Raw genomic sequence first — 26401 nt, 5'->3', positions numbered from 1 at the left:
TCTGCGCTCGACCAACCGGGTGCAAGGCCTGTTCCCACTTTCTGTCCAACTGTGCTGACCGAGGGTTGGGACAACCCTACCGAGAGTCGGATTTACTCCTCTTCCGGCTACTGTGTGCTACCTCCGGGCAGCCGCTGCGTGACGCCGAGAGGCGCTACTTCAGCAGCCGCGACATCCGGCGGTCGGCGAGCGGCTTGCCGCCCGTCTGGCAGGTCGGGCAGTACTGGAACGACTTGTCGGCGAAGGATATTTCGCGGATCGTGTCGCCGCAGACGGGGCACGGCAGCCCGGTGCGCGCGTGGACCCGCAGGCCCGACCGCTTCTCCCCCTTCAGCCGGGCCGCCTTCTGCCCCACCGACCGCTCGACGGCGTCGGTCTCGATGTCGTGGATCGCCTCGGCGAGCGTCTCCAGGGCCCCCTCGTCGAGCTTGCCGATCGTGGCGTACGGCGAGAGCTTCGCGCGGTGCATGATCTCGTCGGAGTAGGCGTTGCCGATCCCGGCGAGGAGCGACTGGTCGGTGAGCGCCCACTTCAGCCGGGTGTTCTTGCCGGCGAACAGCTCACGCAGCTGGGCGGCGTCCACGGCGAGCGCGTCCGGACCCAGCCGCGCCACGCTCGCGATCTCCTGCGGGTCCTTGACGACCCACACCGCCAAGCCCTTCTTCGTGCCCGCTTCGGTGAGGTCGAAGCCCGGCCCGGTGGCGGACTCGAGGTGCACCCGCAGCGAGATCGGGCCCTTGCCCGGCTTCAGCGGGGCCGCGGCGAGACCGTCGGACCAGCGCAGCCAGCCCGCCCGCGCCAGGTGGACGACCAGGTGCAGGTCACCGGCCACGACGTCGAGGTGCTTGCCGTGCCGGGTCGCGCCGGTGATCTCGCGGCCGTGCAGCTCGGTCCACGGCGGGGTGGCCGTCTTCAAGACGCTCAGCGATGCGACATCGATGCGGAAGATCGTCCGGCCCACGGCGTTCTCGCGCAGGTGGTGAGCCAGTGCTTCGACCTCGGGTAGCTCGGGCATGGCACCAGTGTCCTACTCGACCGGGTGGAGTGGCCCGTCGAAGTCCGGCAGCGAATGCCGCTGGATGGTCTTGGAGATCTTCTTGACCTCGCCCTGCACCGTGAACATGCCGCGGATCGTGCCGACCCAGCGCTCGGACGGCCGATCGCCGGTCACGTCGCCCTCGGTCTCCGCGACCACGGTCCACGGACGGCGCAGGATCCACCGCAGCGGGAAGAACAAGACCACGAGCAGCAGCGCCAGCAGCACCCACGCGGGCACGTTGACCTGGTCGGGCGTCCACACGACGAGGATCACCGCCAGCAGCGTGGTGACGACGATCATCGCGATCCCGGGCCCGTAACTGCCCGCGACGTCGTGCTCGAAGTCGTCGGCCGTCGCCGGTGCGCGCCATTCCATCTGGGCACGGACCACCCAGTCGCGGCCGTCTTCGCCGCGTACCAGCCGGTTCATTCAGTTGCCTCCCGGGCGCCCGCAGGGTGAGCACCTCAACGTTACCGTGCCCGGGCTCACCCGCGCGAGGGATGAGCCGGGCCACTCGCCCGCCGGAACCCGATCACCGCTGATCAAGAACCCGATGGCGCGGCCGGAGCCGGATCCGCCGGTTCGCCCGACCCGGTGTCGGACGACGCGCTGCTCGGGCACGGCTTCTCCGAAGTGGGCGTCACCGTGGTCGACGGCTCGGTCGTTGACGGCTCGGTCGCCGGCGGCTCGGTCGCCGGCGGCTCCGTCGTCGAGGCGTCCGTCGGTGAGGTGTCGGTCGGCGAGGCGTCCGTCGGTGTCTCCGTGGCGCCGGTCTCGTCGTCCTTCGGCGCCGGCTTCTTCGGCTGGTCCGTGGGCCGGCCCGACGGCGGGACCGGCTTGCCGCCGGTCGGCGACAGCTCGGGCGCGCCGGCGTCCTCCGGCGCGGGTGCGTCGGTGGACTCGGTCGTCATCGTCATGGCGGGCCGCGACGAGTCCAGCCGCGGCGCCGACGCCGGGTGCTCGGACGCGACGAACGGCGAGGAGGCGAGGTCTTCGCGCGGGGCAGGCCGGTCACCGGCACCGCCGCCAACGGCCGCGACCGGGACGTCCCCGGCGACCGGCAGTCCGGGCACCTCGTTCGCGGCGACCTGCTGCTCGCCGCTCCGCGCGCGAGGCGGCACCGCGACCCCGGTGCCGCGGCCGTTGAGCACGCCGATGCCGATCCGCGGCTCCGGCGGCTCCTGCGGCGGCGGCTGGTGGTGCGTTTCGGACGGCGGCACCACGACGAGCTCGGGCGCCCCACCGGGCAACCCGATGTCCTGCACCGGCCCCGACCCGAACAGCACCGGCCCGGCCGCGACGCCGACGGCACCCACCGCGGCGGTCGACGCCAGCGCCAGCCCGATCTTCACCTTCGAACCGACCAGGACGCCCTTGACCGTCGCGCCCAGCCCGGCCAGCACCCCGCTGCCGCCCAGCGACGCGGCGGCCGGCACCAGCAGCACCAGCACGCCGGCGTGCGCCCGCAGCGACGAGCAGACGTCGCGAAGCTCGTCCTGCGTCGCCCGGCACGACGAGCAGCCGAGCAGGTGCGCCTTGATCCGCTCCGCCTCGGCGCCGGTGACGCTGCCCGCGGTGAACCCACCGAGCTTCTCGACGACCGCCCGGCACGAATCCGGCCCGCGGTTCACCGAAAGGTGGGCCTGCAGGTACGCCGCCCGCAGCCCCTGCCGGGCCCGGCGGGCCAGCGCCGCGGTGGCGTTCGCGCTCAACCCGAAGTGGGGAGCGACCATCGCGGGCTGCTCGCCCTCGACCTCGGTCTGCCACAACACCGTCCGCCACCGCTCCGGCAAGCTCGTGAACGCCGTCGTGATCAACGTGTGCTCGGCCGTGCGGGCGTGCGTGTCGGCCCCCGCCCCGGCGCGGAAAGTCAGTTCGTCGTCGGACACCGGCACGTCCCGGCGTGCCCCGTGCCACTCCCACGACACCCGGCGGGCGACGGTCAGCAGGTAGGCGCGAACGTAGTCACGGGGACCGGCGCCCCGGCGGAGAGCCTGCAACACGCGGAAGAACGTCTCCGCGGTGATGTCCTCGGCCTCGGACCGATCGGCCGCCAGGCTCTGCGCGAGCCGCCGGACCGCGGCGGCGTGCCGCTCGAACAGCTCCCCGAACGCGGCGTCCTCGCCGTTGCGAAGCCGTTGCAGCAGTGCCTGCTCGTCGGATTCCGAGGCCGCTGGTGGCGGCACCGTGCCCAGCTCGGTCATCCGGCCCGGCACCTCCTCCCCGAAGGTCTCCCCATTCGGTCGAATGGAGACACCATACGGAGGGAATCAGCCGTCGTCACCCCTTGTACGCCAGCTGTGACACCGAAGCACCGGTCCGGGCACAGGGGGACCCGGTCACCGGACCCCTCAGGGGTGGGTATAGAGTTCTCCCCATCAGCAAGGCAATGCGGATGTAGCGCAGCTGGTAGCGCATCACCTTGCCAAGGTGAGGGTCGCGGGTTCGAATCCCGTCATCCGCTCGGGGTTGAAGGGGTCATGTCGGCGGAAAGCGCCGACATGACCCCTTCGCCATTTCACCCGGGGGGCCGAGCCCCCCGGACCCCCACGGTGCCTTTGCCAGACCTTTGGGGGGTTCCCCGCCCTGCTCCGGCCAGACTTTTGCTGGTGCCCCGGCTTTGCCTGAATCAGACGTTGGTTGGGGCGGGGGTTGGGGTTGGGGAGAGAGCTGGGGTTGGGTCAGAGCTCGTAGGTGTCGAGGATTGTGGGGGCCACCGGGGTCAGGTGGGTGTCTTCGCGCTCGGTTACCTGGCCGCGGGCCATTCGGTAGACGCGGAAGTTGTTGTCGTTCTCCGTGTCCTGGTCGTCCCACGTGTGCAGCAGGCCGTACGAGCCTGGGGCCAATTCGCCCGCACGGGTGAACAAGTCCAGGATTTCGGGGGCCAGGTGGCCGCCGTGCTTGTCGAAACCGCCGAAGTGGAGCATGGGCATTCCCGCGCTCCAGCGGAGGTCGACCAGGTCGAAGTCGCCCGCGTCGCGGATTGCGCGGTGTACGCGGTCGACCAGGCGCTCCAGGAGCGCCGCGTCGTCATCGCCGCTCGCGGTCGCCTGGATGGTCACCCAGCCGTGATATTCGAACACCCGCAGAACGGTAGCAAGCGCTCGGCGGGCGGCTCAGCGGGCCAGCGCGGACGGCTTCCCGTCGCGTCGCAGCACGTTCGACAGCACGCCCTCACCCAGCCGCTCGAACGCCGGCACCAGCTTCTCGCCGAACACGCACAACGTCCGCTCCCACGGGTGCCCGAGCGTGCCGTAGGAGAAGTCCGCCGCCAGGAACAGGTGGTAGTCCGCGCGCGGGAACACCGGCACCGGCCACCGGGCGCTCCCGGACATCAGGTGCGGGCGGACGCGGTAGGACTGGTGCTGCCAGTGCAACGCCCACATCCAGTCGTCCGGACCGCAGACCTCGCGGAACGCGGCCAGCGCGATCGTCGCGACCTGGTGCTCCTCGACCGCGTACGGGCCGAGGCGGAACTCCGCCGAAGCGCGGTCCAGGTTCCCGGGCGAAAGGTCCCAGGTCCGCGACGGCGCCGGCTCCCGGAACCCCGGCCAGGCGTGCGCGTAGGTGCTCGGCCAGAACGCCAGCTTGTCGTACACCCAGTACCAGGCGGGCTCGTCGACAACGCGGGAGACGGCTTCCCAAGCAGCATTCACGGTTTGAGACCTCGAGTCGGCCAAGCGCGGAAGAACACGCGAAAGCTTCGTGTTCGGCCTCCGGTTTGTCCAGTCCCCGTCCGCCGACCGCGAACTGTGTCACTCATCCGGGTGGGTTCTGCCAAGTTGTCACCATGCGGGTCCTCTTCGTCCACGGCGCGTTCGTCCGCGACGGCGCGTGGTGGTGGCAACCGACGGCCGACGTACTCGCCGGGCACGGTCTGCGCAGCTCAGCGGCGGTGCTGCCCAGCTGCGAGAGCCAGCCGCGCGGCGACCTCCACGCCGACGCGGAAGCCGTCCGCGTCCTGCTCGACGCCTCCGACGAGCCCGCGCTGGTCGTCGGACACTCCTACGGCGGCATGGTGATCACCACACTCGGCGCCCACCCCGCGATCCACCGGCTCGTCTACGTGACGTCGTTCCTGCCGGACGTCGGCGAGGCGCTCGCGGACTTCGGGACCGGCGAGCCCCCGGTGCACATCAGCCACGGAGACGGGACCGCGAGCGTCCGGGAGGAGCTGGTGCGGCCGCGGTTCGCCCAGGACTTCGACGACGCCACGTACGCCGCGGCCGCCGGCCGGCTCGCCCGCCAGAACGAGGCGGTGTTCGGCCAGCCGGCGACCCGGGCGGCGTGGCGGGACGTCCCGTCGACCTACGTCGTCTGCGGCGAGGACCGCGCGACGCTGCCCGGAACCCAGCGGGCCCAGGCGGCGCGCGCCACCGACGTCGTCGAACTGCCGGTGGCGCACCACCCCTTCGTCACCCGGCCGGACCTGGTGGCCGGGGTGCTGCTCAGGCCGCGTCCCACAGGGTGAGGAACGCCGACGCTTCGCTGCGGGCCCAGGGCCGCAGCCGGGCGCGGTCCCGGGCGGAGAGCTGGTACTCCTTCCCCCGGCGGACGTCGATCACCAGCGCCTCGCCGCCGGGCAGGATGTCGGGCATCGCCTGCTCCAGCACCCACAGCGCGAGCTGGGCCGACGCCTTCGCCAACGGCTCCTCCTTGAAGTAGAGCCAGGTCGCGTACCGGCGCCCGTCGCTCTTGCGCAGCCCCATCTGCGGGCTGACGCCGATCTCGAGCTCGCCGATCCGGCACCGGCCGCGGCCCACTTCGACCAGCTTCGGCGACTTGCGGCCGAGGTACCGCAGCCAGCCCTCGGCGATCGCCGCGTAGTGCGGTTTCGTCCGCTCGTCGGCGGCGTTGACGAGCGCGCGCAGCGCCACCTCGTCCTGGTTCGCCGCCCGGCCGGAACGCACCGCGTTGGCCGCCCGCCGGTAGTAGTTGAACGCCGCCCGCGCCGGATCTTCGTACTGACGGCGCTGCCGCCGGACGAACGACGACCGCGACGGCCCGGAACTCGCGCTGTAGCCCACGAATGTGGACAGGGTGATGTAGGCCATGGCCCTGCCTTCCTCCATCACGCCACCCACCGACGCGGGCGGCATCTCCCCTGGACAACGCCCATTTTAGAACATATGTACGACAGTTTCCGGGGCCTGACGGGTGACTAGCGCAGGGTGAAGGTGACGAGGTCCGCCGATTCGGAACGGGTGAGCGGCAGCCCGTCGAGCTGCCGGGTGAGCGCCGCCTCGTACGGCGTGCCGGTGGCGCCGACCTTCAGCACCAGCACCTGCTGGATGCCGTACTTGCGCAGCACGTCGACGCTGTGCGCGTCCGGGAAGGTGGTGGCCGCCGCGAGGATTTCGCCGTACTGCGGGGGCAGGAGCCCGTTGTGGCCGTTGGCCAGCGGCGGGAAGCCGTCGGTCGACCAGAACTGGTAGACGAACTCGCTGAACGGCGTGACCTCCTGGCTGATCGGCAGGATCAGCGCCGGCTTCGGGTCGTGTTCGAAGGCCTTGGCGACGTCCGGCGGGATGCCCGGCGGCGACGGGTGGGGCTGGTCGGGAATGCCCTCCAGCAACGCGAACAGCACCGGCACCACGAGCAGGACCTGGAGGAACCGGCCCTGGTCGTAGGTCGTGTCGCGGGTGCGCAGCCACTCGGCCGTGCGGGTGAGCGCACCGGCGGCCAGCACGGCCAGCAGCAGGAGCACCCAGAGCATCAGGCGGCCGGGCGTGCGCAGGGCGTCCCAGCCCGGGAGGTACCGCCACAGCACGTAGTAGGTGTAGTCGCCGCCGAAGAACTCCGAGCCGAGGGCGAACACCGTCACCACGACCGTCGCGATGCCGAGGCCCACCCGGGCCCGGACCGACCAGACGCTGAAGAACAGCCCCGCGAGCGCGACGAGCAGCAACGCCAGCCCGGGGAACAGCAGCTTCTCCGACGCGCCCGGCAGCGACACCCAGGCCGGGTCGGCGAAGGCACCGCTCCACAGGTTGAAGGGTCCCTTCTGCCAGAGCCAGGTCGAGTCGGGCGCGGCCAGCAGGCCCTGCGGCGGCGGCGAGTAGAGCTGCACCTCCTTCCAGGCGCGGGTGAAGCCGTACTCGTCGACGACGCGGCGGTAGGGGATCGTCATCAGGTACGTGACGGCGAGGAAGACCGCGATGCCGGCGCCGTCGGCCACGGCCAGCCGCGTACCGAACCGCGGCCACCGCCGCACGGCGGTGATCAGGATGAGCAGGCCGGCCACGCCGAGCAGGTAGATGAACGGCATGCCCACCGCGAAGCCGAGGGAGACCTGCCAGGCCGCCACCACCCAGCCGACGAACGCCCACCACGGCCTCGACAGCTCCGGGCGACGACCGTGCCGCAGCGAATAGCCGTGCCCGCGGGCGATCGCGAACAGCGCCAGCGCGATCCCGCCCGCCGACAGGATGTTGAGGTGGCTGGCGTGGGTCAGCCGCCAGGGCGCCCAGGCGAACGCGGTCCCGGCGAGGGCCGCCGCCTGCCAGTTGCCACCGAGCTGCCGGATGAGGACGTACGCCCCGGCGAACGCGAGCGCGAAGGAAATCAGGAAGACGGCGTTGTACCGCATGATCGCGGTGTACGGGCCGTCGCCGAACAGCCCCAGCGGCAGGTAACCGAGCAGGGAGTCCGAGAAGGCGTAGCTGTCGGGCGCCGGGTACAGGGTGTTGCCCGTCCACAAAGCACCCCCGGACGTCACGAAGTGGTGCTGCCACGCCAACTGCCAGGCCTGCAGGAGCGGGTCACCCAGGTCGCCGGTGACCAACGACTTCGGGTGCAGCACGACGGGGTAGTTGAACAGCCCCGAAATGACGAAACCGGCGAGCAGCGCGAACAGGCCCTCGCGGGCCTTCGGTGTCGGGCGAAGACGACCGAGCGCTCGTTCCGGCCTGGGTGGTGCTTCGGTGCTCAAGCGGGCTCCCCTCATGAACGCCGGTCCGGCTCTCTCCCACCGCCGTGACCAGGGCAGCCGGACCCTACCGGACCGTCCCCACGGCCCGGCGGCACGTTGTTCACCGCGAAGGACTCCCGAAACCGCGGCACTTGCGCTACGTTGCCGATCAACCTCAAACCGCAACCTCGCAGGTCGGCCGTACGTGCCAGACTGATGCCCCGAACGGCTGGATGGGGGTCGAAGGATGAGCTGGCAGGAAGATCTGCGTCGACTCGACGCGGACCTGGCGGCCGGCCGGATCGAGCCGGCTGCGCACCGGAAACAGCGTGACGAGCTGCTCGCGCAGGCGTCGGGCTCGACCGTGCCCTCGCCCGTCGCCTCCCCGCTCCGGCGCCCGGCCGCCTGGCACAGCACCAATCCCGCCAACCGTGCCAATTCCGCCAATCCCGCCAACGCCACCGATCCCACCCGCCCCGCCATCCAGCCGGTCGACCCGCGGACGGCGCCGCCCCAGCGCGTCGACACGCCGTCCTCCGGCCACCCCACGCGGGCCCCGCACCCGGCGCCGCCGTGGCAGCGGACCGACTCGGGAACGCAGAAAACGCTCTCCCACCCCGTCGTGCCGCCGGTCCCCGACCACCTCACGACCGCGCCCAGTCCCGCCGACATCAACCCGACCCGGTACCTGCGGGTCGAAGGACGGGTCCCGGGCGGCCAGGTCAGCCGGTTCCCGGAGGTCTGGCCCACCGGCGACCGGCCCGAGCCGCCCCGGCCGGAGGAGAACCCGGAGCCGGCGGGACGGCACCGCGACGGCGACGGCTCGCGACGACGGCCCACCTGGTTGTTCCTGGCCGCGGGCGTGCTGGTGGTACTGGTGATGATCGTCGGCGGGACGATGTGGCTGGGCTCCGGCACGGACAACCCGCCCCAGGCCGGGCCCCCGCCGGGCGCGCCGTCGACCGCGGCCGGGGCGCGGTCGGACCCGCTCGAGGAGCGGCTGCCCGCCCTCCCCGGCGTCCCCAACCCGAACAACTCGACGATGTCCGTCGCGAAGGGCCGCGACCTGGGGCTCTACCTGCCGAAGACGGCGGAGCTGTTCACCGGCAACGGCGCGACGCAGGTGATCTTCCGCGGTTCCGGCGACGGCGCGGTGTCCTACCTGGTCGTGGTGGTGCCGACGACGAGCGCCCCCAACGCCCAGTCCGTCGTCGAAACCCTGTACCAGCAGGCGCTGGACGCCGGGTTCAAGCCGGTCCAGTCGCCGGTCCGGACGGTCTCCGGCAGCGACGGCGCGAAGTTCCTGAACACCACGTGGTACGGCTCGGGCAACAACGTCGTGATCGTCGGGACCGCCCAGCCCTACCGCAGCCAGCTGGGCCTGAGCGGCGAGCAGGACCGGGCCGTGAAGGCGTTCGAAGACGTGCTGCCGGCGGGCTGAGCGGCAAGTCACGAATCGACCCTCTGGACTTCGGCGAGGGGCCCTGAGTGCACAATGATGCGTGAGCTGGCTCGGCCGGCAACGCTGACGAGAAGGGGGCCGGGTTTGTCCTGGCAGGAGGAACTGCGTCGGTTGGACGAAGAGCTGGCCGCCGGCCAGATCTCGGCGGACGACTACCGGGTGCGCCGGGACAGTGTCCTGTCCGCGGCAGTCAACGCCGAACCCCAGGCCGCACCGCCCGCGGACAATCCGGCGGAGAGCACCCAGATCATCGCCCCGGTGACCCCGCCGCCCGGGCAGCCGCAGGCGGGCGGGACGCCGTCGGCCGAGCAGACCCAGATCGTGAACGCCTCGTTCGGCGACGCCGAACGCACGCAGGCGGTCAACCAGGGCGGAGCGCCGCAGGGGTGGGCGCCGGCGGGCCAGGGTGACGCGGAGCGGACCCAGGTCGTGCCCGGCGTTCCCCCGCAGTCGGTCTCCGGCGCGTACCGGCGGCAGGGCCAGGGTTCCGGCGGGTTCCCGGCCCAGCAGCCGCAGTACCAGCACCCGCAGGGCCAGCAGATGCCGTGGGCCGTGCCGAGCCAGGACACCAGCACGCCGTGGGGTGGCTCCGAATTCCCGGCCGACACCAACTGGGTCGGCCAGGGCCCGGAGCCGTCGTTCGAGACGACGTCCCGGAAGGGCGGCGGCGGCAAGAAGATCGTCGCGATCGTCGTCGCGGTGGTCGTCCTCGCCGGTCTCGGCGTCGGTGGCTACTTCCTGTTCTCGGGCAACGACTCCGGCAACCCGACGCCGCCGGCCGCCTCGTCCGGCCCGGCTCCGACCCCGCAGAAGCCGAAGGACGACCGGGAGATCGCGAAGCTGCCGGGCACCGTGCAGTGGAACACCGACTTCCCGACCTTCGACGACCTGAAGGCGGCGAAGGTCCTCACCGACGAGGAGTACGACGCCCTCGCCGGCGCCAACCCGACCGTGTCCCGCGGATCCGCGTCGACGCTGCCCTCCGGGGCGACGATCGTGGTCATGACCGTCAAGACCGCCGGCAGCTCCGCCGCGAGCGAGGCGGTCGACAAGCTCGTCAACCTGCAGGCGAAGTACAAGCTGACGAAGTACACCGGCACCACGCCGCCCGGCGTCGAGGTGATGCAGCTCGTCCGCGAAGACGGCAAGGCTCTCGTGCGCGCGCACTACGTGCACAAGCAGACTGTCGTCCGGGTGCACGTGGACGGCGGCGACATGGCCAGCGTGTCCCAGGTGTTCGACGAAATCCTCGCGAAGCAGCTGGCCGAGCTGCCCGCCAACGGCTGACATGCCGGGTCGCCGTCCCGGGCGGCCGGGGCCCCGCTCGGCCGCCTGCACCGTCGTCACCCGGGATCGGCTGGCCGCGGCCGAGGTGCTCGCCGCGTCGTACCGCGCCCACCACCCGGGGCACGACTTCGTCCTGCTGGTCGCCGACGGCGACACCGCGGCCGGCGACCTCGGCCTCGACCCCGACGAGTACTTCCGGCTGGTCACCTGCCACGCCGGCGCGGACCTCGCCGACGTCCTGCGCCCGCTGCTGCTCGCGAAGCTGCTCGACCGCTTCGACGTGGTCGTCCTGCTCGACCCGGACATCGAGGTCCACGCGCCGTTCGAGGACGTGAGCCTGCTCGCGGGCGACCACGGCCTGGTCGCCGCCGCGGCCCTGCTCGCCCCGCTGCCGCAGGACGGCCTCGAACCCGAAGACGTCCCCGGTGTGTTCGACGGCTTCCTCGCCGCCGGGCAGGCCGCGCGGCCGTTCCTCGAGCACTGGGCCGGGCACGCCCGCCGCCGTCCGCCGCACCGGACCGGCCCCGACCGGCGGTGGCCCGAACTCGCGGGCGGCCTGTTCGACCTGTTCGTCGTGCGTGATCCCGGGCTCGCGGTCGGCTACTGGAACCTGCACGAACGGCGCCTGGCCGGTGACCCGCCTGCCGTGTCGGGGCAGCCGCTGCGGTTCTTCGCCTTCCGCGGCTTCGACCCCGGACGGCCGTGGCTGCTGACCGGCGACTACCCCGAGCGGCCGCGCGTGCGGCTGTCCGCCGAACCGGTCCTGCGCCGCCTGTGCGAGGCGTACCGCGAACGCCTCGGCTCGGCGAAGCCCGTCGAGAACCGGTTCGCCGCCCTGCCGGACGGCTCACCGCTGACTGTCCCAATGCGACAGCTCTACCACGAGGCGTGGCTGCGCACCGAGCGTGCGCAGCACACCCCCGGCTCGCTCGACGTCGTGGCCGACAAGGTGCCGCCCCACCCCTTCGGCGACGACGACGGCCGCGCGTTCCGCCAGTGGCTGGCCGAACCCGCGTCCCCGCTCGACGCCGCCGCCGGCCTGACCCGGCTGGCGGCCGCGGTGTGGCTCTCCCGCGTCGACCTGCAGGCGGTGTTCCCGCACCCGCGCGGCGAGAACGCGGCCGGCTTCCGTGAGTGGTGCTCGACCCACGGCGTCCAGGAAGGACTGCTGCCGGCCTGGGCACTGCCGGCCGCCCCGCCGCCACCGGTCCCCCCGGTCCGCGACTTCGGCGTCAACGTCGTCGGCTACCTGACGGCCGGGCTCGGGCTCGGCGAGATGGCCCGGGTCGTGCGGCGGGCGATAGCGGCCGCCGGGGTGCCGATGGTGTCGGTCGTCGAGGAGCATTCGCTGGCCGGCTCGGCCCCCACCGGCCTGGCCACCCCGGACGACGTGGGGGCGCCGCGGTTCGGCGTCAGCCTGCTGACCGTGAACTCCGACTTCACCCGGCTGATCCTCGACAGCCACCCGGACGCCGGCGCCGGCCGCTACCGGATCGGCCTGTGGGCGTGGGAGCTGGAAGACTTCCCCGTCGCGATGCACGACGGGTTCGCCCTGGTCGACGAGGTCTGGACGCCGAGCGAGTTCGCGACGAGGGCGATCGCCGCGCACTCCCCCGTCCCGGTCCGGACCATTCCCGTGCCGGTGCCCGATCCCGGCCCGGTGGCGCGCGAGCCGGGTGCCACGACGCAGTTCCTGTTCATCTTCGACTTCAACTCCACCGGCGGCCGGAAGAACCCCTGGGGAGTTGTCGACGCGTTCCACCGCGCCTTCCCGGACCGCGACGACGTCCGGCTCGTGCTCAAGGCCACGGGCGGGCACCGCAACGTCCCGGCGGTCGAGCGGCTGCGCCGGGTGATCGGCGACGACCCGCGGATCGAGCTGCTGGAGCGGTACCTCACCGTCGCCGAACTCGACGACCTGTATGCCAGGACCGATGCCTACGTGTCACTCCACCGCAGCGAAGGGTTCGGGCTCACGGTCGCGGAGGCGATGGCCAGGGGGTTGCCGGTGATCGCGACGGACTACTCGAGCACGACCGAGTTCTTCGGGCCCGGGCACGGCTGGCCGATCCCGTGCACGATGACCGACGTCGGCCCGGACTGGCCGCCCTACCACCCCGGCGGGCGCTGGGCCGAGCCCGACCTCGACGCCGCCGCGGCCGCGATGCGCGCCGTCGCGGACGACCCCGCCGAAGCTCGCCGTCGTGGCCAGGCGGCCCGCGAGCACGTGCTCCGGACCCGCTCGACCGAGGTGGCCGCGTCATGGATGCGGGACCGGCTGGCCTCCGCACACCGGACGTGGCTGGCCAGCCAGTCCGCCGGACCGCCGCCCCGGCATCCGCTGGTCGCGCGCGCCCGTCGCCTGCTGCGCCCGGTGCGGGCCGCGGCGCGCAAGTTCCGGGGGGCGACGTGACCACGACCGGACGAGGACCCCGGCCGGCGCTGCCGCCGGTCTACGAGGCGTTCCTCCCGCGCGAACACGCCTTGTACCGGCCGCGCCACGGCCGCAGCCAGCTCGTCGCGCTGATCTGCGCGATCGTCTTCCTCGCGACGCCCGGCCTGTCGGCCGTGGCCGGCGCGCGCCCGAGCCAGTTCGAAAACCGGGCACTGACGCCGTTCCCGAGCTTCGGGCAGGGCTGGTCGTTCTTCCCGCAGTTCACCCGGTGGGCGACCGACCACCTGGTGTTCCGCGAGCAGGCGGTGCACGCGGCCGACGGCATCAGCCGTGGCGTGTTCGGCGAGCCGCCACCGCTGAACCAGGAGAACCAGCAGAACCCGCTCCAGGTCCCGGTGCCCGCCCCGGACAGCCCGAAGTACGACCGGCGGCAGTTCCCCAACGTGATCGAGGGCAAGAGCGGCTGGCTGTACCTCGGCGACGAGGTCACCAGCCACTGCGTGCAGGCGTCCAACCTCGACACGACGTTCGCCCAGCTGCGCAGCTTCCGCGACGGCATCGAGGCGTCGGGACGGCAGCTGGTCGTGGTGGTCGCGCCGGACAAGGTGGGCATGGTCCCCCAGTACCTGCCCGACAACTACGTCGGCAAGGACTGCCACGACGCGATCGAAGGCGACTTCTGGCGCCGCGTCGACGCCGAGAACTTCATGATCGACCCCCGCCGTCCGATCCAGGACTGGGCGAACCGCAAGGGCGCGCCGGTGTACGGGCCGCAGGACGCGCACTGGAGCGACGAAGGCGCGATCAGCGCGGTGCGGGCCGTCGTCGAGAAGCTGCGGCCGGGCATCAGCGCGGGCTGGCGGATCCAGCCCAAGGAAGACTGGCAGGTGCCGGCCGACCTGCCACCGCTGATCGGCCGGACCGGGCAGACCGAAGGCACCCACTACGCGCTCATGCCGGATGGCACGACCGACCGCACCCGGCCGATGCCCGCCGACTACATCCCGCCGGTGCACACCGACACCGCCACCGGCGAGGGCACCTACGGCCTGCGGACGGCCTGGCTCGGGGACTCGTTCACCATCCGGACCCTGCCGTACCTGGCCGCGACCTTCCGCGATCTGACCGCCCTGCACACCAGCACGGCCGACCACGACGGCGGCGCCGCGGCCGCGGACCTGCTGCAGCGCAGCGACGTCGTCGTCATCGAGCTCGCCGAGCGCGGGCTGGTCGTCGGCTCGGTTTCGATGCTGTCGCCCGCCGTGCAGCAGAACATCTTCACCAAGCTCGCCCGCTGACCGCACCGACCGGGGGAACGACGAATGGCTCCTGACCGCTTGGCCGCCGCACTGGCTCGCCTCGACGAACACCGCGAGCTGCACCTGCCGCTGCGCCGGACCGACCTGCTCGGCCGCCTGGCCCTGCGGTTCCTCTGGAAGCGCCAGGTGAAGTGGCAGGTCGAGGCCAACCTCGCCGTCCGCGACGCGCTGGTGGCCGTGCACGAGCTGGTCCGCGCGCACCACGAGCAGCTGGGCGAAGCCGGTGGCCACGGTGTCGTCCGCGTCGACCACCTGGCCCGCGAGCTCGACCAGCTCCGGCAGCAGGACCAGACGATGACGGCCGGGCTGAACCAGCGGCTGTACTCCGGGCTCGGCCGGCTCGAAACCCAGCTCAGCGACCTGCGGCTGCAGCAGGCGCAAACGGCCGAAGCCGAAACGGACGCCGAGCAGCGCCTGAAGTCGCTGGAGGCCCAGGTCGCGGCCCTCAGCTCGACGGCGGCCGACGTCCGGCTGCGGCACGCCCAGCTGGACGTGGCGCTCGACCGGATCCGCGCCGGGCAGCCGGTGCCCGAGGTCGCCCCGGCGGTCGCCGACCGCGAGTCGTTCCTCGAGCTCGCGCTGTCCGAGCTGCTCGACGGCCCGGCCGACCACGTCCGGACCGCCCGCCGGGCCCACCTGCCGCTGGTTTCGGCGGCGCGGGAGGCCGGCGCGACCGGGCCGGTGTTCGACGCCGCACCCGCCCGCGGGGAGTGGCTCGAGGTCCTGCGGTCCGCCGGTCTGCCGTACCGGGCGGCGTCGGGCAACTCGCTCGTCCGGCAGCACTGCGCGGGACTCGGCCTCGACGTCGAACCCGCGGAGCCGCTCGCCGCGCTCGCCGCTGTTCCGCAGCGTTCGCTGGGCGCGGTCACCGCGTTCCGGTTCGCCGAGCGGCTCACGCCCGGCGCCTTCGCCCGCTTCGCCGACCTGGCCGCGACGGCGCTGCAGCCGGGCGGGGTGCTCCTCGTCGAGCTGCCGGGCGACGGCGAAGCCGGGCTGGACCCGTTCGCCGTCACCCCGCCCCACCCGATCTACCTGCGGTTCGTCGCCGAGTCGGCGGGCTTCGGCGACGTCGAAGTCCGGGCGTCGGAGCCGGTCGGCGGGCTCGGCGAGCGCCGCTGCCTGATCGCCCGCCGATGACGGGCTCGCGCGCGCACGTCGCGATGTGGACCCCGCTGCCCCCGCAGACCAGCGGCATCGCCGACTACAGCTACCGGCTGCTCGCCGCGCTGGCCGAGCTCACCGACGTCGTCGCGGTGACCGACGGTCCCGGCGCCCGCTCGCCCCGCGGCGTGTCCATCGTCAGCCGGGACGAGGTCCAGGCCGACCTGCACATCTACCACATGGGCAACCACGCGGGCGTGCACGAGTGGATCTACCGCCGGGCACTCGCCGTGCCCGGGCTGGTCGTCCTGCACGACCCGTCCCTGCTCGACTTCCACGACGGCATCTTCGGCGGTTTCCACACGCCCGGATTCGAAGCCGAGGTGCGCTACGCCCACGGCCCGATCCACGGCCGCAAGGACGATCCCACCCTGCTGCACGGCATGCCCGTGCTCGAGGTCGACGGCGTGCCGACCCTGGACCGCGCGACACTGACGATGGAACGCCGGCTCGTGACGGCCAGCCGTGGCGTCCTGGTGCACGACCCGCACACGGCGGAGTTCCTGAACGCGCGCTACCCGGGTGTCCCGGTGTTCGCGGTACCGCTCGGCGCGACCCTGCTCGACACCTCCCGGCGGGACGAGATCCGGACCGGCCTCGGCTGGACCGACGACCAGGTCGTCTTCGGCGTGTTCGGGGGCCTGGGCGGGCACAAGCGGGTGCCGGCCGCGGTGCTGGCCTTCGGCGAGCTGCGGCGCCGCTGGCCGAACGCCCGGATGATCATCGCCGGGCACGCCGCCACCCCGGCGCTGCTGGCCGACCTGCGCCGGACGATCCAGGAGACCGGGGCCGCCGGGTCCGTGCACCTCGAGCTGTCCCCGGACGAGGACCGGTTCGACGAGCTGATCCTCGCCTCGGACGCCGTGATCAGCTTGCGCTGGCCGACGGCAGGCGAGACGAGCGCGACGATGATGCAGGCACTCGGCGCGGGGCGCGCGGTGATCACGAGCGACCTGCCGCAGCACCGGCACTTCGACCCGGCGTTCTGCTTCACCGTGCCCACCGATCCGATCGGCGAGGCGAAGGGGCTGTACCGGATCCTCGAACGCGGGATGTGCTGGCCGGAGGAGCTGCGCGCGGCCGGCGAGCTGGCCCGCAAGTGGGCGGCCGACCACGCCGACTGGCCGATCGCGGCGCGGGGGTACGCGGCCGCGGTCGAGGGGACGCTGGCGGCCCCGACGCCGTCCTCGCCTCCCGAACGGCACGGCGTCAACGTGTTCGCCGACGTCCGGGCCACCACGGGGCTGGCGGAATCCGCACGGCGGCTGACCAAGGTGCTCGCCGCGTCGGGCACCGGGCTGACGCTGACCGAGGTCGACAGCCACGCCCCCTACCGCACGGTCCCGGTCCCGCCGGAGCTCGCCGGGCTGCGGCGCGGCAAGGAGTTCGACGTCGACCTGTGGCTGCTCAACGTCAACGAGTGGCAGCTGATCCCCGAGCACGCGCTGGACCGCTACACGATCGGGCTGTGGGCGTGGGAACTGCCGTCACCCCCGGCCCAGGCGCGCCCGCACCTGCCGGGGATCGACGAGCTGTGGGTGGTCTCGTCGTTCGTCGCGGACGCCTTCCGGACCATCACGGACAAGCCGATCACGGTCGTGCCCAACGTCGTGCCGCCGGCCCCGGACGCGGCCGGCGACCGCGCGCGGTTCGGCCTGCCTGAGGACGGCTTGATCGTGCTGTTCACCTTCAGCGCGTCATCGAGCGACGCCCGGAAGAACCCGTGGGCGGTGCTCGAGGCGTTCCGGCGGGCGTTCCCGCCCGGCGACCGCGGCCCGCGAGCCCACCTGGTGCTCAAGGCGAACAACCTGGAGCTGTTCCCGGAGCTGGACGCGGCGCTGAGCGAAGCGGTCGCCGGGGTCGGCGGCACGCTGATCCGGCGCGAGATGTCCCGCGCCGACATGGACACCCTGCTGGCCACGTGCGACGTGTACGCGTCGCTGCACCGCTCGGAAGGCTTCGGGCTCGGCATGGCCGAAGCGATGGCCATGGGCAAGGCCGTGGTGGCGACCGGTTTCGGCGGCAACACGGACTTCATGCCACCGGGTTCGGCCGCGGTGGTCGGCTACGACGTCCGTCCGATCACCGCCACCGACCACCGGTACGGCGGCGCCGGCTTCGGCGACTGGTACCCGGTGGGCGGGCTGTGGGCGGAACCGGACGTCGATCAGGCCGCCCGCTGGCTGCGGACGCTCGCCGGCTCCCCGCGGCTGCGTGCCGAAATGGGGCGCCGTGCGGTCCGCGCGATCGAGGAGTGGTCCGGTCCGGAAGCCGTCGGCCGGATCGTGACGGCCAGGCTCGCGCAGCTGGCCCGGGAGCGTCACTGACGCTGCCGGGCCTCCAGCTCGGTGACGCGGTGTTCGAGGGCGGCGGCCCAGCGCCGGGTCTCCTCGGTGGTGCGGCGCGCCCGCTCCAGCTCGCGCCGCGCCTCCTCGAGCTGCTCGCCCAGCTCGACGCGGGACTGCTGGACCTGCGCCACCGTCTCCTCGAGGCGGCGGATGTACCCGACCTCGCCCGGGCGGGCGGCTTCCGAAGCGGTGAACTGCGCACGCAGCTTGGCCAGCGCATACGGCTCGAAGTCGTCGAAGACGTTGGCCGGCGCCGAAAGCAGCTTCAGGCCCTCGGCGTCGTCGGCCTGGGCGTAGAAGCGGTTGAGCCCGTCGAACAACCCGCACCGGTAGCCGGCGTCGAGGAGCATCGGCTCCCATTCGTGGTGGGTCGGCGTCGGCGAGCCGGGCGCGGTCGCCTCGATCACGAGCACGCGCGGGCGGTGCCGCCGCCAGTCCGCGCCCTCGATCACCGCGCATTCGGCGCCCTCGACGTCGATCTTGAGGAAGTCGAGCTCGCCCGGGTGCTCGTCGAGGAGCGCGGCCAGCGTCGTGACCTCGACCTCGATGTCCCGGATCGCCCAGTCCTCGCGGTACTGCGCGGCGAGCGAGCCCTCGATCGTCGACCGTCCCCATTGGCCGTCGACCGCGTGCAGCACGGTCGTCCCCGGCTTCGCCCCGACGGCGACCCGCAGGTTGACGTCTTCCGGGCGGTCGCGGTCGAGCTCGGCGGCGAGCGTCGGTTCCGGCTCGACGTTGATCCCGCGCCAGCCCAGGTCGTAGAAGTGCTTGGTGACCGAGTCCAACGTCGGGTACCCGGCACCGAGGTCGACGTAGCGACCGGTCGACTGGCCGGCGAAGACCCGGGCCAGGACGACGTCCTCCCCGTTCTGCGCGTAGGAGATCACGGCAGCGGGATCCCGGCTTTTCCGGCTTCGAACCGGACGTCGTGGTCGACCATCATGGCCACCAGGTCCTCGAACCCGACCTCCGGCTTCCAGCCGAGCTCGGTGTGGGCCTTGGTGGCGTCGCCGACCAGGAGGTCCACTTCGGCGGGCCGGAAGAAGCGCGGGTCCTGCTCGACGAACCGCTCCCAGTCGTCGAGGCCGGCGTGCTTGAACGCGAGGTCGACGAAGTTGCGGACGCTGTGCGTGCGGCCGGTCGCGACGACGTAGTCCTGCGGCTCGTCCTGCTGCAGCATCTGCCACATGGCGCGGACGTAGTCGCCGGCGAAGCCCCAGTCGCGGCGCGGGTCGAGGTTGCCCAGCACCAGCTTTTCCTGCAGCCCCAGCTTGATCCGCGCGACCGCGTTGGTCACCTTGCGGGTGACGAACTCGATGCCGCGGCGCGGGCTCTCGTGGTTGAAGAGGATGCCCGAGCAGGCGTAGAGGCCGTAGCTGTCGCGGTAGTTCACCGTGATGTCGTGCCCGAACACCTTCGCGACGCCGTAGGGCGAGCGCGGGTAGAAGGGCGTGGCTTCGGTCTGCGGCGATTCGCGGACCTTGCCGAACATTTCGGAGCTCGAGGCCTGGTAGAAGCGGATGGGGTTGTTCTGGCTGCCGCCGACCATCCGGATGGCTTCCAGGATCCGGAGCACGCCGAGCCCGGTGACGTTCGCGGTGAGTTCGGCCTGCTTGAAGCTCAAGGCGACGAAGGAAATGGCGCCGAGGTTGTACACCTCGTCCGGCTGCACCTGCTCCAGAACCCCGACCAGGCTGGACAGGTCCTGCAGGTCGCCCTCGACGATCTCGACGAACGGGTACCCCGCGCGGATCATGTCGATCCGGGGATTGTTCTGCCCCTTGACCAGGCCGAAGACCTCGTACTGCTTCTCATGGAGGAGCTCGGCGAGGTATTGGCCATCTTGACCGGTGATACCGGTGATCAACGCACGACGCACCCGCTGAGGATAGCCGGGTGACCATGCGTCCGAGCAGGTTAGCCCGAAGGTGTGACTTCCGCCGTGTCGGTGAACGCCTTCCCCCTCCCGGACGCCCTCTGAGCAGAGCATCGGCCGGGAGAGGAGGCGCCGTGATCTGGATCGGCCTGGTCGGCGTCCTCGCCGTCGTGTTCCTGGTGCGGGCGGTCCGCGTGGTGCGCCGGGTCAGGCGGGGCGACGCGGTGTGACGAGCCCGGACTCGTAGGCCAGCACCACCAGCTGGGCGCGGTCGCGCGCGCCGATCTTCGTCATGATGCGGCTGACGTGGGTGCGGGCCGTCGCCGTCGAGATCACCAGGTGGGCGGCGATTTCGTCGTTCGACATCCCGCCCGCCACCAGGCCGAGCACCTCGCGCTCGCGGTCGGTGATCTCCCGGACGGCGCTGGTGTCGATGCGCCGGTTTTCGGGACGGCCGACGAACTCCTGGATCAGCCGGCGCGTGACGGTCGGCGCCAGCAGCGCTTCGCCGTTCGCGACGACCCGCAGCGCGCGCAGCAGCTCGACCGGCTCGGTGTCCTTCAGCAGGAACCCGCTGGCGCCCGCACGCAGAGCTTCGTAGACGTACTCGTCGACGTCGAACGTGGTCAGCACCAGCACTTTCGTTCCGGCGAGGTCCGGGTTCGCGGTGATCCGGCGGGTGGCTTCGAGGCCGTCGACGCCGGGCATCCGGACGTCCATCACGACGATGTCGGGGTGGTGCTCGATCGCTCCGGCGACCGCTTGCTCGCCGTCGCCCGCCTCGCCGACGACCTCGAAGCCGTCTTCGGTCTCCAGCAGCACGCGGAACCCGGCGCGGACCAGCACCTGGTCGTCGGCCAGCAGGACGCGGATCATGCTTCCCCCTCGATCGGTAGCTCGACGCACACTTCGAAACCGCCGTCGACCGGCCCGGCGGTGCACCGGCCGCCGAGCGCCGCGGCGCGTTCGCCCATGCCCCGCAGGCCGTGGCCCGGGGTCGGCTGGGCGGTGCCACGGCCGTCGTCGCGGACCCGGAGCGTGACGGCCCCCGGTCGCCGCTCGAACCGGACGTCGACGCGGTGGGGCTGGTCGGCGTGCCGGACGACGTTGGTCAGCGACTCCTGCAGGATCCGGTAGGCGGCGGCGTCGACCGGGGCCGGGAGGTCGCCGGGTTCGCCGTGGACCTCGACCGTGAGCCCGGCGTCGCGGGCGTGGTCCAGCAGCTCGCCGGCCTGCGCGAGACTCGGGGCGGGCGCCTTGTCCTCCCCGGACCGCAGCACGGCCAGGGTGGCGCGCAGGTCCTTCAGCGCGGACGCGCTCGCCGCCTTGATGTTCAGCAACGCCTCTTTCGCCTGCTCGGGCCGCCGGTCGGCGACGTGCGCGGCGACCCCCGCCTGGACGTTGATCATCGCCAGGCTGTGCGCGACGACGTCGTGCACCTCGCGGGCGATGCGCAGCCGTTCCTGCTCGGCGAGCCGGTGGCGGTGCTCGTCGGCCTGGCCGCGGCGGGCGGCGAGCGCGTCGAGCTGGTACCGGACGGCGGTCCCGACCCCGATCACGGCGGTCAGCCAGACGACGAGGAACGCGGCCCCGGTTTCCAACGCGAAAGACCTGGTCGTGATGACGTGCACGACGTAGGCGGCGGCGAGGGCCGAGGCACCGGTGATGCCCGCGGTGAGGGGTCCGCGCTGCCGGGTCAGCACGAACAACGCGATGGTCGGGACCACGATGACCGGGCCGCCGGGCAGGCCGGAGGTGTAGTAGCCGAACGCGGAGGCGGCCGCGACCAGGAAGAGCGTCAGCGGGAAGCGGTGGACGAGCAGCAGCGTGAGGACGGTCGCGGCGAGCCACGCGAAACCGATCGGCGTCAGCGGCGACGCCCCGGGCTGCCACCGCGACGACGCACTGGTCGCCCCGATCACGAAGACCCCGACGACGACGGCGCGCGCCACGCGTCCTGCCCACGGAGGCCTTCTCATGCCGCGAAACTACCTGCCGCGGCCAGGCTGCGCGTCCGTCTCGAAGCGCACTGCGGACGTACGCCGTCAGTCGAACACCAACGGCAGCTTCGCCGCCGTTTCCTCGTCGGCCGGGGTGTAGGTCGACACGGTGATCTCGGACCGGCGGCCGTAGTAGAGGTAGGTGAAGTTGAACTGCAGCAGCCCGACGTCCGGGTGCAGGTACCGCTTGGTGCGGATCGGCTCCGAGTTGACGTCGTGGTGCGGCCACAGCTCGGCGAACAGCGGCGACTCCGCCTTGAGCCGCTTCACCAGCTGTTTCCACGCCGGCTCCGCGACGTGGTCGGCCATCGCCGCGCGGAAGGACGCGATCACGCGCGGGATGTTCGCCTCCCAGTCGAGCATCCGCTTGCGCCACTCGGGGTTGAGCAGGCACTGGACCAGGGTGTTCCGATCGCCGAACGGGATGGCGTCGACGTCGCCCATCAGCCAGGTGTACCCGCGGTTGTAGGCCAGCAGGTCGCAGCGGGCGTTGCGGACCGCGACCGGGTACGGCTCGAGCTTCTTCAGCATCAGCTCCATCGCCGGCGTGATGACCTGGTTGTCCTTTTCGTTCTCCGGATCGGGCGCGCCGGCCAGCCGGAAGAGGTGCGTGTGCTCGTGCGGGTCGAGCCGCAGCGTGCGGGCGATCGCCTGCAGGACCTGCTCGGACGCGTTGATGTCGCGACCCTGCTCGAGCCACGTGTACCAGGTGACCCCCACGCCGGCGAGCTGCGCGACCTCTTCGCGGCGCAGTCCCGGCGTCCGCCGGCGTCCCACGATCGGGAGGCCGACCTGCTCGGGCGTGATCCGTTCACGCCGGCTCCGCAGGAACCTCGCCAGCTCCTGGCGACGGAGTCCGGATTCGACAACGGTGGTCATGGTGCCAGGATGGCACGCTCTCGAACCTGGTACCAGGTAGTGACAGTACCCGGATAAACAACAACTGGTACCAGGTTAAAGCCGGGTCGATCGTAGTACCCATGAGCACGACTGAACTTGCGCCGAGCACCCCCGGCGCCGAATTCCGGCCGGGACTGACCCCCGCCGGCCTGGTCACGGTGCTGCTGGGGGCGGCACTGCCGATCATCGACTTCTTCATCGTCAACGTCGCGCTGCCGACGATCGACGCCGACCTCCACGCGTCCACCGCCACCCTGGAGCTGGTGGTGGCCGCCTACGGCATCGCGTACGCGGTGCTGCTGGTGGTCGGCGGGCGCCTCGGCGACTCCTTCGGCAGGCGGCGGCTGTTCTTCGCGGGCCTCTGGCTGTTCACGCTGACGTCCCTGGCCTGCGGCATCGCCCCGACGGCCGGCACGCTGGTGGTGGCCCGCGCCGCGCAGGGGGCGGCGTCGGCCCTGCTGCTGCCGCAGGTGCTTTCGATCATCCAGGCGACCACGTCCGGCGAAGAGCGTTCGCGGGCGCTGGGGCTGTTCGGCGCGACCGGCGGCCTCTCGACGGTGGTCGGCCAGCTCCTCGGCGGCGGCCTGGTGGCCGCGGACCTGTTCGGCACCGGGTGGCGGCCGATCTTCCTGGTGAACGTGCCCATCGGCCTGGTGGTGCTCCTGCTGGCCCGCCGCCTGCCGGAGAGCCGCGCGCACAACCCGCTGGGCGTCGACCGCCTCGGCACGCTGCTCCTGGCGGTCACGCTGCTGTCGCTGCTGGTCCCGCTGATGGAAGGCCGGGCGCTGGGGTGGCCGGCGTGGACGATCGCGCTGCTGGCCCTGTTCCCGGTTTCCGCCGCGGCCCTGGTCCACGTCGAACGGCGCCTGGAGCGGACCGGCGGCACGCCGCTGCTGCCGCCGTCGGTGCTGCGGCTGCCGAGCGTGCGGCGCGGGCTGATGGTGGCCGTGCCGTTCTTCGGGGCGTTCGGCTCGTTCATGTTCGTGTTCGCGATGACGCTGCAGGAAGGCCTGCACTTCGGCCCGCTGGGCGCGGGTGGGGCGCTGACGCCGCTGGCGGTCGCGTACTTCACGGTGTCGATGCTGAGCAGCCGCCTGGTGACCCGCTACGGCCAGAAGGTCGTCCCGCTCGGTGGCGCGATCACGGCGGTGGGCATGGTGGCGCTGCTCTGCACGACGTTGTCCACCTGGCCGCACGTGACGATCCTCGACCTGGCGCCGTCGATGGTGGCGATCGGCGTGGGCAACGCCCTGGCGATGACGACGCTGTTCCGGATCGTGCTCTCCCACGTGCCGACGGACCTGGCCGGCGTCGGCTCCGGCGTGATGACGACCAACCAGCAGACGTCGCTGGCGCTCGGCGTCGCGACGCTGGGGAGCCTGTACGCGGCACTTTCGGGTTCGCTGGGGAGCCGGGACGCGTTCGCGCTGGTGATCGGCCTGGTGGCGGTGCTGGCGGCGATCGTCGCGATCACCGGCCGGCGGCTGCCGGATCCGCGCGCGTAGAAATCCGGGATTCACCCGTCGGAAAAACCGGGCGCCGGACGACTATGGAGGTGTGACGGAACCTCGGGTACGACCGGACCCGGCCTTCGCGCTGCTCGGGCTGTACGAGACGGCCCTGCCGGAGGTCTACGGGTACCTGCTGTCCCGCTGCGGCGACCGCACGCTCGCCGAGGAGCTGACGTCCGAGACGTTCCTCGGGGCGGTCGCCGCCTGTCGCAAGGAGTACGCACCTCCAGTGAGCACCGGGTGGCTGATCGGCGTCGCCCGGCACAAGCTCGCCGACCACTGGCGGCGCAAAGAACGTGAGGAACGCGGACTGCGGCTCGTCCACCACAGCGAGCCGGACATCGAGGACCCGTGGGACGAGCAGCTCGACGCCCTGCGCGCGAGACAGGTGCTCGAGTCGCTGGGGCCGCACCACCGGGCGGCACTGACCCTGCGTTACGTCGACGGCCTCGGCGTCCCCGAGGTCGCCGGCCACCTGGGGCGCAGCGTGCACGCCACGGAGGCGTTGCTCGTGCGGGCCCGCGCCGCGTTCCGGCGCGCTTACGAGGAGAAGGAGGGTCGCGATGCCTGAGCCTTTCGACGCGCTTCGCCGTCCCTCCGAGCGGGTCGCCCCCGACCCGGACTTCGCCGCCGAACTACGCGACGACCTGCGTCGCGCGATCTTGAACGGAGCCGATATGACGACCACCGCAGTCCCAGCCACTGCTGCCTCCCTGCGTTCGCTGACGCCCTACCTGGCGGTTTCCGACGCCCGCGCGGCACTCGACTTCTACGTGGAGGTGTTCGGCGCGGTCCGCCGCGGCGACCCGATCCTGATGGACGACGGCCGCGTCGGGCACGCGGAGCTGGCCATCGGCGACGCGGTGCTGATGCTCGCCGAGGAGTACCCGGAGATCGGCCACGTGGCCCCGCGCGAGGGTGGCGCGTCGGTGCGGGTCGAGGTCCCGGACGTGGACGGTTCGGTGGCTCGCGCGCTGGAGCTGGGCGCAACGCTGATCCGCGCGGTGAGCGATTCGCCGTACGGCAGGGGCGGCTCGTTCCGCGACCCGTTCGGCCAGCGCTGGCTGGTGTCCCAGGCGGCGACGGCGGCTGCCGGCCCGCGGCCGGCCCGCCACGGCGAGGCCATGTACTTCACGTTCCAGGTCCCGGAGGCTTCGCCCGCGAAGGCGTTTTACGGCGCGGTGCTGGGCTGGCAGTTCACCCCGGGCTCGACGACGGACTCGTGGGGCTTCTCGGGGCCGGGTCTCGAAGGCGGGCTGTGGGCCGGGGACCGGCAGGTGGGCTGGAAGCTGATGTACGCGGTCGACGACCTCGAGTCGGCGATGGCGCGGGTGCGGGAGCAGGGTGGGCGGGCTGGGGAGGTCGAGCACCACCCGTACGGGAACACTGCTGACTGCACGGACAACCAGGGGATCGAGTTCTGGCTGTGGGAAAAGCCGGGCCAGTAGCGCCCCTTGCCCCAGCTGTGGCGGCCTGTCTGGGTCACCTCTCAAGCCCCCACCCTCTCCGGCACGGCTCCGGCAAAGTCTTTGTGCTGGTCAGGTGGGTATTCCGAGCAGGGTGAGGGCTCGGGTGGTGTTGCGGGCGGTGTGGCGGAGTGCTTGGGCGATGTTGGTGTGCCCGGCTTGTCGGTGTGTGCTGGTGGCGAGGTTGCGGAGGCTGGCCATGACTCGGGGTGCGGTGCCTGTGCGGGTTCGGGATTGGTCTTCTTTGTCGGTGACGTCGCGGACCCAGTGGAGTTTGTTTTCGATGTGCCAGTGGCTGCGGACGTAGCCTCCGATGTGGGCGGGGTGGGCGTAGCGGCCGGTGAGGCTGGTGAGGCCGAGAGCGGCGTGGGCGGAGCGTTTCTGGCTGGTGTGGTGGGTGGTGTAGCGCTCGATGAGGAACGCGTGCGTGGCGTGCGGGAAGTCGATGGCCGGGTAGCCGAGGAAATCGCCCAGGGGTGCGAGCTGGACGGTGCGGCGTTCGCTGCGGCCGTGCCCGCTGCCGCTGGTGATGTGGGCGGGAATCTCGTGCCAGGGCAGGGTGTCGAGCAGGCCGTGGAGCCGGTGTTGGTTCTCCTTGACGGTGAACACGTAGTATGCGCCGCGTTGATGCAGGTAGCGGGCGTGTTCGACGGTGGTGTGCAGGGCGTCGGCGGTGACCACCCGCCCGGTCAGGTCGATGGTGTCCAGCAGCGGTTGGAACCAGGTG

23 protein-coding genes and 1 tRNA gene are annotated in these 26401 nt (G+C 72.1%); 11 read left to right on the top strand and 13 right to left on the bottom strand.

Annotated features, from left to right (window positions below; genetic code table 11):
• Nucleotides 1–154 precede the first annotated feature (154 nt).
• The 3 genes from ISP_RS00580 to ISP_RS00570 form a co-directional block, all read right to left on the bottom strand.
• Nucleotides 155–1015: an Fpg/Nei family DNA glycosylase gene (locus ISP_RS00580; RefSeq protein ID WP_013222081.1), complete on the bottom strand. Its 861-nt coding sequence runs from the start codon at nt 1013–1015 to the stop codon at nt 155–157.
• A 12-nt stretch (nt 1016–1027) separates the two neighbouring features.
• Nucleotides 1028–1468 (bottom strand): hypothetical protein, encoded by a 441-nt coding sequence (locus tag ISP_RS00575; protein ID WP_013222080.1) that lies wholly within the window; start codon nt 1466–1468, stop codon nt 1028–1030.
• A gap of 113 nt (nt 1469–1581) precedes the next feature.
• Complete coding sequence (locus ISP_RS00570) at nt 1582–3243, bottom strand: sigma-70 family RNA polymerase sigma factor (RefSeq protein WP_013222079.1); 1662 nt, start codon at nt 3241–3243, stop codon at nt 1582–1584.
• A 187-nt stretch (nt 3244–3430) separates the two neighbouring features.
• Between ISP_RS00570 and ISP_RS00565 the strand changes: the two genes are divergently transcribed.
• A tRNA-Gly gene (locus tag ISP_RS00565) sits at nt 3431–3503 on the top strand.
• Between the two features lie 217 nt (nt 3504–3720).
• Here the strand turns inward: ISP_RS00565 and ISP_RS00560 are convergent.
• Both ISP_RS00560 and ISP_RS00555 read right to left on the bottom strand, forming a co-directional pair.
• Complete coding sequence (locus ISP_RS00560) at nt 3721–4122, bottom strand: immunity 7 family protein (protein WP_014466505.1); 402 nt, start codon at nt 4120–4122, stop codon at nt 3721–3723.
• A 33-nt stretch (nt 4123–4155) separates the two neighbouring features.
• Nucleotides 4156–4695 (bottom strand): DUF2716 domain-containing protein, encoded by a 540-nt coding sequence (locus tag ISP_RS00555; RefSeq protein ID WP_071831626.1) that lies wholly within the window; start codon nt 4693–4695, stop codon nt 4156–4158.
• A 134-nt stretch (nt 4696–4829) separates the two neighbouring features.
• On the opposite strand from ISP_RS00555, the gene ISP_RS00550 reads away from it, so the two are divergent.
• A complete protein-coding gene (locus tag ISP_RS00550; RefSeq protein ID WP_013222076.1) occupies nt 4830–5510 on the top strand; it encodes an alpha/beta fold hydrolase in 681 nt (226 codons plus the stop codon).
• On the opposite strand, the gene ISP_RS00545 is transcribed toward ISP_RS00550, so the two are convergent.
• Together ISP_RS00545 and ISP_RS00540 are read right to left on the bottom strand one after the other, a co-directional pair.
• Complete coding sequence (locus ISP_RS00545) at nt 5488–6111, bottom strand: hypothetical protein (protein WP_230468671.1); 624 nt, start codon at nt 6109–6111, stop codon at nt 5488–5490. The genes ISP_RS00550 and ISP_RS00545 overlap by 23 nt on opposite strands.
• Before the next feature lie 89 nt (nt 6112–6200).
• A complete protein-coding gene (locus ISP_RS00540; RefSeq protein ID WP_013222074.1) occupies nt 6201–7970 on the bottom strand; it encodes a hypothetical protein in 1770 nt (589 codons plus the stop codon).
• 226 nt (nt 7971–8196) lie between these two features.
• Between ISP_RS00540 and ISP_RS00535 the strand changes: the two genes are divergently transcribed.
• The 6 genes from ISP_RS00535 (at nt 8197) to ISP_RS00510 (ending at nt 17900) form a co-directional block, all read left to right on the top strand.
• Nucleotides 8197–9390, top strand: coding sequence for a hypothetical protein (locus ISP_RS00535; protein ID WP_013222073.1), 1194 nt, complete (start codon nt 8197–8199; stop codon nt 9388–9390).
• A 105-nt stretch (nt 9391–9495) separates the two neighbouring features.
• On the top strand, nt 9496–10698 hold the full coding sequence (locus ISP_RS00530) for a hypothetical protein (RefSeq protein WP_230468670.1): 1203 nt from the start codon (nt 9496–9498) through the stop codon (nt 10696–10698).
• Nucleotide 10699: 1 nt separating this feature from the next.
• Nucleotides 10700–13111, top strand: a complete 2412-nt coding sequence (locus ISP_RS00525; RefSeq protein ID WP_013222071.1) for a glycosyltransferase — start codon at nt 10700–10702, stop codon at nt 13109–13111.
• Nucleotides 13108–14391 (top strand): alginate O-acetyltransferase AlgX-related protein, encoded by a 1284-nt coding sequence (locus ISP_RS00520; RefSeq protein ID WP_013222070.1) that lies wholly within the window; start codon nt 13108–13110, stop codon nt 14389–14391. Before ISP_RS00525 ends, ISP_RS00520 begins: the two co-directional genes overlap by 4 nt.
• Nucleotides 14392–14415: 24 nt before the next feature.
• A complete protein-coding gene (locus tag ISP_RS00515; protein WP_013222069.1) occupies nt 14416–15549 on the top strand; it encodes a hypothetical protein in 1134 nt (377 codons plus the stop codon).
• Nucleotides 15546–17900, top strand: coding sequence for a glycosyltransferase (locus tag ISP_RS00510; RefSeq protein WP_013222068.1), 2355 nt, complete (start codon nt 15546–15548; stop codon nt 17898–17900). The genes ISP_RS00515 and ISP_RS00510 overlap by 4 nt, the downstream gene beginning before the upstream one ends.
• Here the strand turns inward: ISP_RS00510 and ISP_RS00505 are convergent.
• The 5 genes from ISP_RS00505 to ISP_RS00485 form a co-directional block, all read right to left on the bottom strand.
• Entirely contained in the window at nt 17894–18808 is a 915-nt protein-coding gene (locus ISP_RS00505) for an FkbM family methyltransferase (RefSeq protein WP_013222067.1), read from the bottom strand. The two genes, ISP_RS00510 and ISP_RS00505, sit on opposite strands and share 7 nt — an antisense overlap.
• Nucleotides 18805–19800 (bottom strand): GDP-mannose 4,6-dehydratase, encoded by a 996-nt coding sequence (gene gmd / locus ISP_RS00500; RefSeq protein WP_034284917.1) that lies wholly within the window; start codon nt 19798–19800, stop codon nt 18805–18807. Before gmd ends, ISP_RS00505 begins: the two co-directional genes overlap by 4 nt.
• A 204-nt stretch (nt 19801–20004) precedes the next feature.
• Nucleotides 20005–20673, bottom strand: a complete 669-nt coding sequence (locus tag ISP_RS00495) for a response regulator (RefSeq protein WP_013222065.1) — start codon at nt 20671–20673, stop codon at nt 20005–20007.
• Nucleotides 20670–21776, bottom strand: coding sequence for a sensor histidine kinase (locus tag ISP_RS00490; protein WP_176742181.1), 1107 nt, complete (start codon nt 21774–21776; stop codon nt 20670–20672). The genes ISP_RS00495 and ISP_RS00490 overlap by 4 nt, the downstream gene beginning before the upstream one ends.
• 66 nt (nt 21777–21842) lie before the next feature.
• A complete protein-coding gene (locus tag ISP_RS00485; protein ID WP_013222063.1) occupies nt 21843–22676 on the bottom strand; it encodes a helix-turn-helix transcriptional regulator in 834 nt (277 codons plus the stop codon).
• 101 nt (nt 22677–22777) lie between these two features.
• On the opposite strand from ISP_RS00485, the gene ISP_RS00480 reads away from it, so the two are divergent.
• From ISP_RS00480 to ISP_RS00470, 3 genes are read left to right on the top strand one after another with little or no spacing between them, the layout of a single operon-like run.
• Nucleotides 22778–24202: an MFS transporter gene (locus tag ISP_RS00480; protein ID WP_013222062.1), complete on the top strand. Its 1425-nt coding sequence runs from the start codon at nt 22778–22780 to the stop codon at nt 24200–24202.
• A 52-nt stretch (nt 24203–24254) separates the two neighbouring features.
• Nucleotides 24255–24779, top strand: coding sequence for an RNA polymerase sigma factor (locus ISP_RS00475; protein WP_013222061.1), 525 nt, complete (start codon nt 24255–24257; stop codon nt 24777–24779).
• Nucleotides 24772–25656: a VOC family protein gene (locus ISP_RS00470; RefSeq protein ID WP_013222060.1), complete on the top strand. Its 885-nt coding sequence runs from the start codon at nt 24772–24774 to the stop codon at nt 25654–25656. Before ISP_RS00475 ends, ISP_RS00470 begins: the two co-directional genes overlap by 8 nt.
• 90 nt (nt 25657–25746) lie before the next feature.
• Here the strand turns inward: ISP_RS00470 and ISP_RS00465 are convergent.
• Nucleotides 25747–26401, bottom strand: a 655-nt coding sequence (locus ISP_RS00465) for an ISAs1 family transposase (RefSeq protein WP_265049893.1), incomplete at its 5' end; no start/stop codon positions are given.

Source organism: Amycolatopsis mediterranei, assembly GCF_026017845.1.
In the GTDB taxonomy this organism is placed as follows: domain Bacteria; phylum Actinomycetota; class Actinomycetes; order Mycobacteriales; family Pseudonocardiaceae; genus Amycolatopsis; species Amycolatopsis mediterranei.
The sequence above is the reverse complement of the archived record's forward strand: the minus strand, read 5'-3'. Positions and strand labels throughout refer to the sequence as shown.

What these genes read in the sequence shown, in the direction of transcription:
- ISP_RS00580 (WP_013222081.1), bottom strand. Translation starts at nt 1,015, where the DNA reads ATGCCCGAGCTACCCGAGGTCGAAGCACTGGCTCACCACCTGCGCGAG.
- ISP_RS00575 (WP_013222080.1), bottom strand. Translation starts at nt 1,468, where the DNA reads ATGAACCGGCTGGTACGCGGCGAAGACGGCCGCGACTGGGTGGTCCGT.
- ISP_RS00570 (WP_013222079.1), bottom strand. Translation starts at nt 3,243, where the DNA reads ATGACCGAGCTGGGCACGGTGCCGCCACCAGCGGCCTCGGAATCCGAC.
- ISP_RS00550 (WP_013222076.1), top strand. Translation starts at nt 4,830, where the DNA reads ATGCGGGTCCTCTTCGTCCACGGCGCGTTCGTCCGCGACGGCGCGTGG.
- ISP_RS00545 (WP_230468671.1), bottom strand. Translation starts at nt 6,111, where the DNA reads ATGGAGGAAGGCAGGGCCATGGCCTACATCACCCTGTCCACATTCGTG.
- ISP_RS00535 (WP_013222073.1), top strand. Translation starts at nt 8,197, where the DNA reads ATGAGCTGGCAGGAAGATCTGCGTCGACTCGACGCGGACCTGGCGGCC.
- ISP_RS00525 (WP_013222071.1), top strand. Translation starts at nt 10,700, where the DNA reads ATGCCGGGTCGCCGTCCCGGGCGGCCGGGGCCCCGCTCGGCCGCCTGC.
- ISP_RS00515 (WP_013222069.1), top strand. Translation starts at nt 14,416, where the DNA reads ATGGCTCCTGACCGCTTGGCCGCCGCACTGGCTCGCCTCGACGAACAC.
- ISP_RS00510 (WP_013222068.1), top strand. Translation starts at nt 15,546, where the DNA reads ATGACGGGCTCGCGCGCGCACGTCGCGATGTGGACCCCGCTGCCCCCG.
- ISP_RS00495 (WP_013222065.1), bottom strand. Translation starts at nt 20,673, where the DNA reads ATGATCCGCGTCCTGCTGGCCGACGACCAGGTGCTGGTCCGCGCCGGG.
- ISP_RS00490 (WP_176742181.1), bottom strand. Translation starts at nt 21,776, where the DNA reads ATGAGAAGGCCTCCGTGGGCAGGACGCGTGGCGCGCGCCGTCGTCGTC.
- ISP_RS00485 (WP_013222063.1), bottom strand. Translation starts at nt 22,676, where the DNA reads ATGACCACCGTTGTCGAATCCGGACTCCGTCGCCAGGAGCTGGCGAGG.
- ISP_RS00480 (WP_013222062.1), top strand. Translation starts at nt 22,778, where the DNA reads ATGAGCACGACTGAACTTGCGCCGAGCACCCCCGGCGCCGAATTCCGG.
- ISP_RS00470 (WP_013222060.1), top strand. Translation starts at nt 24,772, where the DNA reads ATGCCTGAGCCTTTCGACGCGCTTCGCCGTCCCTCCGAGCGGGTCGCC.